This is a genomic window from Halomonas sp. 11-S5, from assembly GCF_029889825.1.
Classification (GTDB): Bacteria; Pseudomonadota; Gammaproteobacteria; order Pseudomonadales; family Halomonadaceae; genus Halomonas.
In genome coordinates this window covers 17,345-28,902 of record NZ_JARANW010000035.1, presented here as the reverse complement: position 1 = coordinate 28,902, position 11,558 = coordinate 17,345, and the positions used below count along the sequence as shown (strand labels likewise).

Below are 11,558 nucleotides of genomic sequence, written 5' to 3'. Positions count from 1 at the left end.
CATCCTGTTCGCGGTGAACATGCAGGTGTCGTTCCTGTCGCCGCCGTTCGGCCCCGCGGCCTTCTACCTGAAGAGCGTGGCGCCGCCGGAGATCAGCCTCAAGGACATCTACGTCTCGGTGCTGCCCTTCATGGCGATCCAGCTGCTGATGCTGGCGGCGCTGCTCTTGTGGCCGCAGCTGGCGATCTGGCCGCTGTAACCCCCTGACAAAACGAGAGGACACGATATGCGACTGATCCAGTGCATCCATGAGGGCGAGGCGAGGGCCGCCCGGGTCGAGAGCGCCGAGCGGGTCCGGCTGCTCGACGCCGACACCCATACCCTGGCCCGGCGCGCCATCGCGGCCGGCCAGCCCCTGGCGCAGGCGGTGGAGACGGCCCTCACCGAGACCCGCCTCGACTATCAGGTATTAATAGACGAGAAACGCCTGCTGCCGCCGCTGACCCACCCCGACCCGGCCCATTGTCTGGTCACCGGCACCGGCCTGACCCACCTGGGAAGCGCCGATACCCGCTCGGCGATGCATGCCAAGAGCCAGGTCAGCGAGGCCGAGTTGACCGACTCCATGCGCATGTTCAAGCTAGGCGTAGAGAGCGGCAAACCGGCCGCCGGCGAGACCGGCGCCCAGCCAGAGTGGTTCTACAAGGGCGATGGCGACTGCGTGGTGGCCCCCGAGGCCGAGATCCCCTCGCCCGCCTTCGCGCAGGACGCCGGCGAGGAACCGGAGCTCGCCGGGCTCTACGTGATCGGCGATGACGGCACCCCCTGGCGGGTCGGCCATGCCATCGGCAACGAGTTCTCCGACCATGTCACCGAGCGCTTCAACTACCTGTGGCTGGCCCACTCCAAGCTGCGCGCCTGCAGCTTCGGCCCGGAACTGCTGGTGGGCGAGCTGCCTACGCACCTGGAGGGCGTGAGCCGTATCGTCCGCCATGGCGAGACGCTGTGGGAGAAGCCCTTCCTCACCGGCGAGGCCAACATGGCCCACAGCCTGGCCAACCTGGAGCATCACCACTTCAAGTACGCCGGCTTCCGGCGCCCCGGCGACGTTCATGTGCACTTCTTCGGCACGGCGACACTCAGCTTTGCCGATGATGTTCATGCTCGCGAGGGAGACCGCTTCGAAATCACGCTCCCCGAGTTCGGCCGCCCCCTGCGCAATACGCTGCACCCCGAAGCGGCAACCAAGACAATCTGCATCAACGCCCTGTAATCGACTCTGGAGGAAGCATGACACCACAAGGCACTTCTCTGATCGGCCAGCAAGCCGTTTCCGGCAACCAGGCCGTCATTCGCGCCATCGATCCAGCCAGTGGCGATACGCTCGCGCCCGACTACCCGGGGCTCGACCGTACCGAGGTCGCTCAGGCCTGCGACCTGGCCTGGGCGGCTTTCGATCGCTATCGCGAGACCTCCCTGGAAGAGCGTGCGACGTTCCTGGAAACCATCGCCGCCGAGATCGAGGGGCTGGGCGATACCCTGGTCGAGCGCGCCATGGCCGAGACCGGCCTGCCCCAGGCACGGATCGAAGGCGAACGGGGGCGTACCTGTGGCCAGCTGCGCCTGTTCGCCTCGGTGGTCCGCGCCGGCGAGTGGCTCGACGTGCGCATCGACCCGGCACTCCCCGACCGCCAGCCGATGCCTCGCGTCGATCTGCGCCAGCGCCACCTGGCCCTGGGCCCGGTGGCGGTGTTCGGCGCCTCGAACTTCCCGCTGGCGTTCAGCGTGGCCGGCGGCGACACCGCCTCGGCGCTGGCCGCCGGCTGCCCGGTGGTGGTCAAGGCACACTCCGCCCACCCCGGCACCTCCGAACTGGTGGGCCGTGCCGTGCAGAAGGCCGTGGCCAGCTGTGGTCTTCCCGAGGGCGTCTTCTCGCTGCTGTTCGGCTCGGGCAAGGAGATCGGCCAGGCGCTGGTCGCCGACCCGCGTATCCAGGCGGTGGGCTTCACCGGTTCGCGTTCGGGTGGCCTGGCGCTGATGCAGACCGCACAGAACCGGCCCCAGCCGATCCCCGTCTATGCCGAGATGAGCTCCATCAACCCGGTGTTCCTGCTGCCCGAGGCGCTCCAGGCCCGTGGCAAGGAGATCGCCGAGGGCTTCGTCGGCTCGCTGAACATGGGCGCAGGGCAGTTCTGCACCAATCCCGGCCTGGTGATCGCCATCAAGGGCGAGGCACTGGACGCCTTCACCGCTGCCGCCGCTGAAACGGTCAAGGGCAGCGCCGCCCAGACCATGCTCACCCCGGGCATCCACGCCGCCTACGGCGATGGCGTGAGCCAGCTGGCCGGGGAAGCCCGCGAGATCGCGCGCGGCTCGGCCAGCGAGGGGCCCCACCAGTGCCAGACCGCGCTGTTCGCTAGCCGCGCCGCGGACTTCCTGCAAAGCGAGGCCCTGCAGGCCGAGGTATTCGGTGCCGCCTCGCTGGTGATCGAGTGCGAGGATCTGGAGGAAATGCGTGCCGTGGCCGAGCATCTGGAGGGCCAGCTGACCGCCACGCTGCAGATGGACGATGGCGACCTGGACACGGCACGCACCCTGCTTCCGGTCCTCGAGCGCAAGGCCGGTCGTGTCATGGCCAACGGCTGGCCCACCGGCGTCGAGGTGTGCCACGCCATGGTCCACGGCGGCCCGTTCCCGGCCACCTCCGACTCGCGCACCACCTCGGTGGGCAGCGCGGCCATCCACCGCTTCCTGCGTCCGGTGTGCTACCAGAACCTGCCGCAAGGCCTGCTGCCCGAGGCACTCAAGGAGGACAACCCGCTGGGCGTCAGCCGGCTGGTGGACGGCAAGCGGGATTGATCACACGAATGTGCAAGCGGTTTGAACCCTTCGGCGGCCTTCGGGCCGCCATTTTTTTGGGTCTGCGCAGATCAGCGTGAAACGGGGATCGCCAGCATATCGCCCAGCAGGCCGTCACCCGGCTCGATGCCCAAGGCCTCGGCCGTGCCCTCCAGCACCGCCTGGGCAGCCTGGAAGGCGCCCTGGGCATCGCGGGTGCGGATGCATTCCATCACCTTGCGATGTCGCTCCAGGCTCTGCTCAGGGTCCGTGGCGCTGATGTTGGATTCCGAAACCAGCAGCTGGATCGACGGCCGCAGGATGTGCGACAGCTGGGACCAGACGATGTTGTGGGTGGCCTTGAAGATGGCGACGTGGAAGGCGACGTCGTAGTCGCTGTGCAGCTTGCGCTCCTCGGGATTGCCGGCGCTGCGCAGGTTCTGCCCCATGCCCTCGAAGGCCTCCTCGATGGCCACCAGGTCACGCGCCTTGGCACGCCGCGCCGCGGTCATCGCCACATAGGGCTCTACATCCAGGCGGAAGGCCAGGATCTCACGCTGGATGCGCGGATTGGGATAGGCGAACCGAGTGATCCAGTCGGTGACCTGGGGATCGAGGATGTTCCACTCTTCATACTCCCGGACCTTGGAACCGTGTCCCGAGATGCGTTCGATGATGCCCACGTCCACCAGTTGGCGCAGGTCACTGCGCACCGCCGAGCGGTTGATGTCGAACTGCTCCGCCAGGGCCATCTCCTTGGGCACGAAGTCCCCCGGCTGGTAGCGGCCGGAGAAGATGGCCTCGGCGAGGAAGTCGGCGACGCTGGGACGACGGGGTCGGGAAGGGGAAGCTTTCACGGGGCAACACGCTGTCGGAAAATAACGCCATATTCTTCCATATGTTCAACATTAAGACAACATTCACGTTGCTGGTTCTATCCCCTTGGGCCATACTCTGACCTACCATCAGGCTAGCATCCTGTCATACCAGTAACGCGCCACGGCTCCTTCCCCACAAAACCGACACAACCCCAGGAAGCCCGCACCATGCGATTGAAGGACAAGACGGCCCTGATCACCGCCGCCGGCCAGGGCATCGGTCGCGCCACCGCCCTGCACTTCGCCGCCGAGGGCGCACGGGTCATCGCCACCGACATCGACGCCGACAAGCTACACGAGCTGGAGGCGACTTCTGGCATCGAGACACGTCGCCTGGATGTGCTCGATGCCGCATCCATTGACGCCTTGGCCGCCGAGTTGCCGCCTCTGGATGTGCTCTTCAACTGCGCCGGCTACGTGGCCGGTGGCAGTCTGCTCACCGGCTCGGATGCCGACTGGGAGCTGTCACTGGCGCTCAACGTCACCGCCATGGCGCGCCTGACTCGCGCCCTGCTGCCGGCCATGATCGACCACGGTGGCGGCAGCATCATCAACATGGCCTCGGTGGCCTCGAGCCTCAAGGGCGTGCCCAACCGCTGCGCCTACGGCACCACCAAGGCCGCGGTGATCGGCCTGACCAAGTCGATCGCCGCCGACTACATCGACCAGGGCATCCGCTGCAACGCCATCTGCCCCGGCACCGTGGACTCTCCCTCGCTGCGCCAGCGCATCCGCGACCAGGCCCACCAGCAGGGACGACCGGAGGCCGAGGTACAGGCCGACTTCCTCGCCCGCCAGCCGCTGGGGCGGCTGGGCACCCCGGAGGAAATCGCCGCCCTGACCACCTATCTCGCCGCGGACGAGTCCGGCTACACCACCGGCACCGCCCAGGTCATCGACGGCGGCTGGCTGATCTGAACTGCAAGGAGACCCCATGAAACTGCTGCGCTTCGGCCCCCGGGGCCACGAGAAACCCGGCCTGCTCGACGCCGACGGCGTGATCCGCGACCTATCGGCCCACCTGCCCGACCTCGACGGCCGGCACCTGGACCACGAGACCCTGGCCCGACTGGCCGAGCTCGACTCCTCGCGCCTGCCCGAGGTCCCGGCCGACACCCATCTCGGCCCCTGTGTAGGGCGCGTCGGCAAGTTCATCTGCATCGGCCTCAACTACTCCGACCACGCCGCCGAGACCGGCGCCCAAGTGCCGCCGGAGCCGGTGGTCTTCAACAAATGGACCAGCGCCATCTGCGGTCCCGACGACGATGTCATCATCCCCCGCGACTCCACCAAGACCGACTGGGAAGTGGAGCTCGGCGTGGTGATCGGCAAGGAGACCCGCTACGTCAGCGAGGACCAGGCCATGGACTCCGTGGCCGGCTACTGCGTGGTCAACGACGTTTCCGAGCGCGAGTTCCAGCTCGAGCGCAGCGGCAGCTGGGACAAGGGCAAGGGGTGCGACACCTTCGGTCCCCTGGGCCCCTGGCTGGTGACCCCGGACGAGGTCGCCGACCCCCATGCTCTCGACCTCTGGCTGGAGGTAGACGGCCAGCGCTACCAGGATGGCAATACCCGCACCATGGTTTACCGGATCCCCTTCCTGATCAGCTATCTCAGCCGCTTCATGAGCCTGCAGCCAGGCGATGTCATCTCCACCGGCACACCGCCTGGAGTGGGCATGGGCCAGCAGCCACCAACTTACCTGAAGCCCGGCCAGCGCATGCGCCTGGGCATCGAGGGGCTCGGCGAGCAGCACCAGGCCGTCGTCGCCGAACCCGCACGCTAACCGGAGGCCGTCATGCGAACCGTCGTCTGCCAAGAGCCCGGCCGGCTGATCCTCGAGGACCGCGCCGCCCCATCATGCGGGGCCGGCGAGGCCCTGCTGCGCATCCGCCGGGTCGGGGTGTGTGGCACTGATATCCACGCCTTCGGCGGCAATCAGCCCTATTTCCAGTATCCGCGGGTACTCGGCCACGAGCTGGCCGGCGAGATCGTCGCCGTGGGCGACCAAGTCGACCCGGCGCTGGTAGGCCGCAACGCTTACGTGATTCCTTACCTGCACTGCGGAGACTGCCGGGCCTGTCGCCAGGGCCGTACCAACTGTTGCCGGCACATGCAGGTGATCGGTGTCCATCGTGACGGCGGCATGTGCGATCGCTTGGCGGTGCCCGTAGAGCAGCTCGTGACCTCCGACACCCTGCCTCTGGACCAGCTGGCCCTGGTCGAGTGCCAGGCCATCGGCGCCCACGCGGTGCGCCGCAGCGAGCTCAGCGAGGGTGAGCTCGCCGTGGTGGCCGGCGCCGGCCCCATCGGCATGGGCGTAGCGCAGCTGGCACGCGAGCGAGGAGCCAGAGTGGTGGTGGTCGACACCAACCCCGAGCGCCTGGCCTTCTGCCGCGATCGGCTCGGTATCACAGACACGTTGAATCCCCTCGAGGAGGACGTTGCCGCGGCCCTGCAGGCCATCAGCGATGGCGAGCTGGCCGACGCGGTGTTCGATGCCACGGGCAACCCCACCGCCATGCAGCAGGGATTCGACCTGGTCGGCCATGCCGGCCGCTACGTGCTGGTTAGCATCGTCAAGGCGGACATCACCTTCCACGATCCGGATTTCCACCGCAAGGAGATGAGCCTGCTCTCCAGCCGCAACGCCACCCGGGCGGACTTCGACGAGGTATGCCGGCTGATGGAAGCGGGCCGCCTCCCGGCCAGCGCCATGATCACCCACCGCACCGAGCTGGGTGACTTCCCCGACGACATGCCCGCCTGGTGCGCCCCGGGCAGCGGCGTGATCAAGGCCATGATAGAGCTCGATTCCCCAGGATACGTTTCAGCGGAGGCCGACAATGCCCCACACCATCGCCAGTGACAGCGGCCAACTGGCCAGCCTGCGCGTGCACGCCGCTGATAACGTGCGTGTCGCCCTCAAGGACCTGCCAGCCAGCAGCGAGATCGACGCTGATGGCCGCACCCTGCGCCTGGATGAGGCGATCCGCCACAAGCACAAGTTCACGGTCCGGCCGCTCGACACGGGCGAGGCCGTGATCATGTACGGCGTCACCGTGGGCCGCGCTACCCGACCGATCCCTGAAGGCGCGGCCATCACCACCGAAAATACCGAGCACGGCACGGCCACCACCCAGCCACAGGCGCGGCGCGGCGAGTGGCAGGCCCCCGACGTCACGGCCTTTCGCGACACCACCTTCGACGGCTACCACCGCCCCGATGGTCAGGTGGGCACCGCCAACATCTGGCTGGTGGTCCCCCTGGTGTTCTGCGAGAACCGCAATATCGAGGTGCTGCGACAGTGCGTGGCCGACGCCCTGGGCGACGACCCCTTCCGCGACTACAAGCGCATGGCCCGCGAGCTGCTCCACGGCGCCACCGGCCAGGCGCCGGCCGAGCCGCCCGGTGAGCGGCTCTTCCCCAACGTCGACGGGGTGCGATTCCTCACCCACACCCTGGGCTGCGGCGGTACCGATGACGATGCCGAAGCGCTGTGCCAACTGCTGGCGGGCTACATCAGCCACCCCAACGTGGCCGGCGCCACGGTGCTGAGCCTGGGTTGTCAGAAGGCCCAGATCGGCATGCTGCGCGACGCCGTGGCCGAACGCGACCCCGACGGTCTGCGCCCGGTGCACTACCTGGAGCAGCAGGGAAGCACAAGCGAGGAGGCGCTGATCCGCGAGGCGCTGACCACCATCTTCGACGGCCTGGCCGAGGCCAACACCGTCACGCGAGCCCCGGCACCGCTCTCGGCGCTGACCCTGGGCGTGGAGTGCGGCGGCTCCGACGGCTTCTCCGGGCTCTCCGCCAACCCCTTGGTAGGGGCTGTGGTCGATCGCCTGGTAGCGCTGGGTGGCAGCGGCATCCTCAGCGAGTTTCCTGAACTGTGTGGCGTGGAACACGAGCTGATCGCCCGTTGTACCGACGACACCGTGGCAAGCCGCTTCCAGGACCTGATGGAGGCCTACCAGCAGCACGCCGCACGGGTAGGCGTCGACTTCTCGATGAACCCCTCCCCCGGCAACATCCGCGACGGCCTGATCACCGATGCCATGAAGTCCGCCGGCGCCGCCAAGAAGGGCGGCGACAGCCCAGTGGTGGCCGTGCTTGACTACACCGAACCCCGCACCAAGGCTGGCCTCAATCTGCTCTGCTCACCGGGAAATGACGTGGAGTCGACGACGGCACTTGCGGGTTCCGGTGCCAACCTGATCCTCTTCACCACCGGGCTGGGCACGCCCACCGGCAACCCGGTCACCCCGGTCATCAAGATCTCCAGCAACAGCGAGCTGGCCGCGCGCATGGGCGACGTCATCGACTTCGACGCCGGCCCCATCATCCGCGGAGAGACCCGCATCGACGCGCTGGCAGAGCAGCTGCTGAGACTGTGCATCGACGCCGCCTCAGGGCGCTACCAGCCCCGTGCGGTGCAGCTGGCGCAGTACGACTTCATCCCCTGGAAACGTGGGGTTTCCTTGTAACGACACTCATCCTGACAGTGGAGGCAGGTAACGACACTGCACGATCGAAAGGGCCCGCTGCATGAGCAGCGGGCCCTTCTTCGCAATGGCTCCTACTGGCGGCGGGTAGGGGACTCACTCCTCAACGGTGAGACGCTTCTTGAGCTGCATGTAGGTGCCATAGTGACGGTCCAGATGGCGCCTCATGGCCGCCTCGGCGGCGTCCGGGTCGCGGGATTCGATGGCCTCGACGATCTCGATGTGGGCCGCCAGCGCCGCCTTATCCTCATCCTTTTGCTGCAGCACCTGGGCGCGACGATCGTCGAGCCACTCGGAGAGCGCCACGTGGATGGCATCGAAGATAGGGTTGCGGGCGATGCTCGCCAGCACACCGTGGAAGTCGTTATCGGAGCGCTTGAAGCGCGCCTCGTCGCCTACGGCGTCATGATTCTCCTGCAGGGCCCCACGCAGGCGAGCCAAGTCCTCCTCTCCGGCGTAGCGCGCCGCATAGCGGGCCAAGGAGAGCTCGAACAAGGCCCGGGCCTCCTGAAAGTACTGCTGGCCATCAGGCTTGGAGAGCAGCTGGCGGGTTACCCCGGAGAGCCGCGCCATCACCGCCTCGGCGGTGGGCCGGATGACTCGTGCCCGGGTACCGCTGTTGATGGCGATAAGGCCCAGCTGCTGCAAGTAGAACAACGCCTCACGCACCGCCGGACGGCCGACGCCGAACTGCTCCATCAACTCTCGCTCGGAGGGCAGTTGATCGTTCTCGCCAAGCCGCCCCTCGAGGATATCCGCCTCGAGCTGCTCGGCGACCTGTTCGGAGAGCGTCTTGCGCTCGATCCGATATCGGGACATGGGCTGGTTCTCCTGGTTGATCCGCTGCTTGACCGCCATGTTACTGCATTTGCCCCTACCCCCGCTCAGGCCAGAGGCTGCAATGCCGGAACATTCAGGGTCTCTGCCAGTTCGGCGTAAGCGCGTTGGTTGGCGCTGTCCAGCGGGATACCCTCAGCGTCGCGGCGCGCCAGGCAGTTCCACTCCCGATCCCCGGGCGCCAGTACCTCGCTGCCGGCCATGGCGGGACGGGAACGAAGATCCGCGAGATATTCGCTCAGGCAGGCCTGAAAGGTCGACGCCTCGGTGAAGGCGGCGGGGTTCATCGCCAAGACGAAATGCCCGATACCACGCGGGGTCGACATGTCCGGCCCACCCATGGGCAGTAGTCGAAAACCGTTGAGCATTCCGGAAAGTGTCGAACTGAGCACCTCGACCATGCCACCGAGTCCCGCCCCCTTAAAGCCGAAGTCGCTACCGCCAAGGGGCAGGAGTGCCGCCACCTCATCGGGCTGACGAGTCACTTCTCCCCGGGCATCCGCAGCGACCTGATCAGGAAGCTCACGGCCGATGGCGCCATACTGCTGGACACGGTTCCATGGCACCGAGCTGGTCGCCATGTCAAGCAGGTAGGGCGACTCCCCCGCTACAGGGGCGGCGAAGGCGATGGGATTGGTCCCGTGAAAGGGCGTCTTGCCTTCGTGCAGGAGCACGAAGGGATCGGAATTGCAGAAGGCCATGCCGATCAGGCCTCGCTCGGCGGCCGCCAGGGCATAACAGCCTGCCGCGCCGAAATGCGAAGAATGCCCAACGGCCACCGCCCCGAGCCCGACCTCCTCGGCCATGTCCCCGGCATGTGACATCGCGGTGTACGCGGCCAAGTGACCGAAACCATTGTCGGCATCCAGAAAGCCGGTCGCCGGCAGTCGGCGACTGAAGCGCATCTCGGGATGCCCGCTGATCCTTCCGCCTTGCAGCGCCTTGAGGTAATGAGGAAGCAGCCGCAGACCATGGCTGTCGGTCCCCATTCGCGAGGCCGTGACCAGGGCCCGAGTCACGGCCACAGCCGAAGCCTCATCGGCACCGGAACGGACCAGTGCCGCCTTGATGAAATTTTCCAGATCGTCGACAGGGACCCGGAACTCCTGCATTTGCTGTTTCATCGATCGGGTTTCCTTTTTCCTCTCGTGGAAGCGTGGCTCACCGATAGACCAGAGTCGGCAGCCACAGCGAGATCGCCGGAATGAAGGTCACCAGCAGCAACGAAATCACCAGCGGAATCAGGAACGGCAGGGTGCCACGCATGCACTTTTCAAAGGAGATGTTCGACACCCGCGAGAGCACGTAGAGCACCATGCCGACAGGCGGCGTCAGCAGGCCGATCATCAGGTTGAGGACCATGATCACCCCGAAGTGGACCGGGTCGACCCCGGATGTCACCGCCAGCGGCAGCAGTACCGGCACCAGGATAGTAATGGCGGCAATGGTCTCCATGAAGCAACCGACGATAAGCAGCACGATGTTGATGATGATCAGTGTGGCCACAGGGTTATCGGCGAGGGGTCCGAGCAGGTTGACCACTTGCTGAGCGACCTGGTTGCTGGTCAAGATCCAGGCGAAGATCGAAGCCCCTGCGACGATCAGCAGGATAACAGCCGTGGTCTCGATAGTTTCCATGCTGACCTTCATCAGCCGCCGCCAGGTCAGGATGCGATACACCACGCCACCCAGAAAGAGTGCATAGACCACGGCGGCGATGGCAGCTTCGGTGGGAGTAAAGGCCCCGGTCATGATGCCGCCGACGATGATGACCGGGGTAAACAGCGACAGGATGGCGCGTTTGAAGGTCTGCCCCAGCACCGACCAAGAGAAAGCCGCGTCACGCTGATAGCCGCGACGCCTTGCCAGGAAGAATATCATCAGCATCAGCACCAGGCCCATCAGCAGTCCAGGGACCAAGCCGGCCACGAACAACTGGCCCACCGATACCGAAGCCATGACACCATAGATCACCATGGGCAGACTGGGCGGAATGATAGGACCAATGGTCGATGACGCCGCAGTGATGCCCACCGCGAATTCCTCGTCATAACCGGCTTCGCGCATTGCTTTGATTTCAATGGTGCCCAGGCCACCGGCATCGGCCACGGCGGCACCCGACATGCCAGAGAAGACGATGCTGGCACCGACGTTGACGTGACCGAGCCCGCCACGCATCCAGCCCATCAATGCCTTGGCAAAGTCGAAAATACGCGTAGTGATACCACCGTTATTCATCAGGTTGCCGGCGAGAATGAAGAACGGAATCGCCAACAATGGAAAACTATCGATGCCGCTGATCATGCGCTGAGCGACCACTACCTCGGGCACGCTCCCGGACAACGCCACATAGAGCAGACTGGATCCCCCCAGGCTGACGGCAATGGGCACACCAAGTACCAGCAGGGTGAAAAGCATACCGAAGAGAAAAAACAGGTACTGCTCGGTGACCGCCAGGACGATGCAGCCAAGGATGGCAAGCGCCGCGAGCACTGGTGGCACCAGGGTGCCGTGCCGCCTCAGGGTCAGGATATTGGACATGGAAAGGCTCTCTCGGTCG

At 66.1% G+C, this 11,558-nt stretch carries 11 protein-coding genes; 7 read left to right on the top strand and 4 right to left on the bottom strand.

Going from position 1 to position 11,558, the window contains the following annotated elements:
• From OP497_RS16565 to OP497_RS16555, 3 genes are all read left to right on the top strand, one after another.
• The coding region (locus OP497_RS16565) for a TRAP transporter large permease subunit (protein WP_280549333.1) at nt 1-199 on the top strand (199 nt) is incomplete at its 5' end.
• Between the two features lie 27 nt (nt 200-226).
• Complete coding sequence (gene araD1 / locus OP497_RS16560) at nt 227-1,213, top strand: AraD1 family protein (RefSeq protein WP_280550427.1); 987 nt, start codon at nt 227-229, stop codon at nt 1,211-1,213.
• A gap of 17 nt (nt 1,214-1,230) precedes the next feature.
• Complete coding sequence (locus OP497_RS16555; RefSeq protein ID WP_280550425.1) at nt 1,231-2,799, top strand: aldehyde dehydrogenase (NADP(+)); 1,569 nt, start codon at nt 1,231-1,233, stop codon at nt 2,797-2,799.
• Nucleotides 2,800-2,870: 71 nt separating this feature from the next.
• On the opposite strand, the gene OP497_RS16550 is transcribed toward OP497_RS16555, so the two are convergent.
• Nucleotides 2,871-3,635, bottom strand: coding sequence for an FCD domain-containing protein (locus OP497_RS16550; RefSeq protein WP_280550423.1), 765 nt, complete (start codon nt 3,633-3,635; stop codon nt 2,871-2,873).
• A 189-nt stretch (nt 3,636-3,824) separates the two neighbouring features.
• Between OP497_RS16550 and OP497_RS16545 the strand changes: the two genes are divergently transcribed.
• From OP497_RS16545 to OP497_RS16530, 4 genes are read left to right on the top strand one after another with little or no spacing between them, the layout of a single operon-like run.
• Nucleotides 3,825-4,574 carry an SDR family oxidoreductase gene (locus OP497_RS16545; RefSeq protein ID WP_280550421.1) on the top strand — a complete coding sequence of 250 codons (750 nt, stop codon included), beginning with the start codon at nt 3,825-3,827 and terminating at the stop codon, nt 4,572-4,574.
• Nucleotides 4,575-4,590: 16 nt separating this feature from the next.
• Nucleotides 4,591-5,442 carry a fumarylacetoacetate hydrolase family protein gene (locus tag OP497_RS16540; protein WP_280550419.1) on the top strand — a complete coding sequence of 284 codons (852 nt, stop codon included), beginning with the start codon at nt 4,591-4,593 and terminating at the stop codon, nt 5,440-5,442.
• Between the two features lie 12 nt (nt 5,443-5,454).
• Nucleotides 5,455-6,525: a zinc-binding alcohol dehydrogenase family protein gene (locus OP497_RS16535; RefSeq protein ID WP_280550417.1), complete on the top strand. Its 1,071-nt coding sequence runs from the start codon at nt 5,455-5,457 to the stop codon at nt 6,523-6,525.
• The gene (locus tag OP497_RS16530; protein ID WP_280550415.1) at nt 6,503-8,143 is read left to right on the top strand and encodes an altronate dehydratase family protein; all 1,641 of its coding nucleotides are present in this window, start codon (nt 6,503-6,505) and stop codon (nt 8,141-8,143) included. Before OP497_RS16535 ends, OP497_RS16530 begins: the two co-directional genes overlap by 23 nt.
• 114 nt (nt 8,144-8,257) lie before the next feature.
• On the opposite strand, the gene nanR is transcribed toward OP497_RS16530, so the two are convergent.
• The 3 genes from nanR to OP497_RS16515 form a co-directional block, all read right to left on the bottom strand.
• Nucleotides 8,258-8,980: a transcriptional regulator NanR gene (gene nanR / locus OP497_RS16525; RefSeq protein ID WP_280550413.1), complete on the bottom strand. Its 723-nt coding sequence runs from the start codon at nt 8,978-8,980 to the stop codon at nt 8,258-8,260.
• Nucleotides 8,981-9,045: 65 nt separating this feature from the next.
• Nucleotides 9,046-10,110, bottom strand: coding sequence for an Ldh family oxidoreductase (locus OP497_RS16520; protein WP_280550411.1), 1,065 nt, complete (start codon nt 10,108-10,110; stop codon nt 9,046-9,048).
• Between the two features lie 49 nt (nt 10,111-10,159).
• On the bottom strand, nt 10,160-11,539 hold the full coding sequence (locus tag OP497_RS16515) for a TRAP transporter large permease (protein ID WP_280550409.1): 1,380 nt from the start codon (nt 11,537-11,539) through the stop codon (nt 10,160-10,162).
• Between the last annotated feature and the right edge of the window lie 19 nt (nt 11,540-11,558).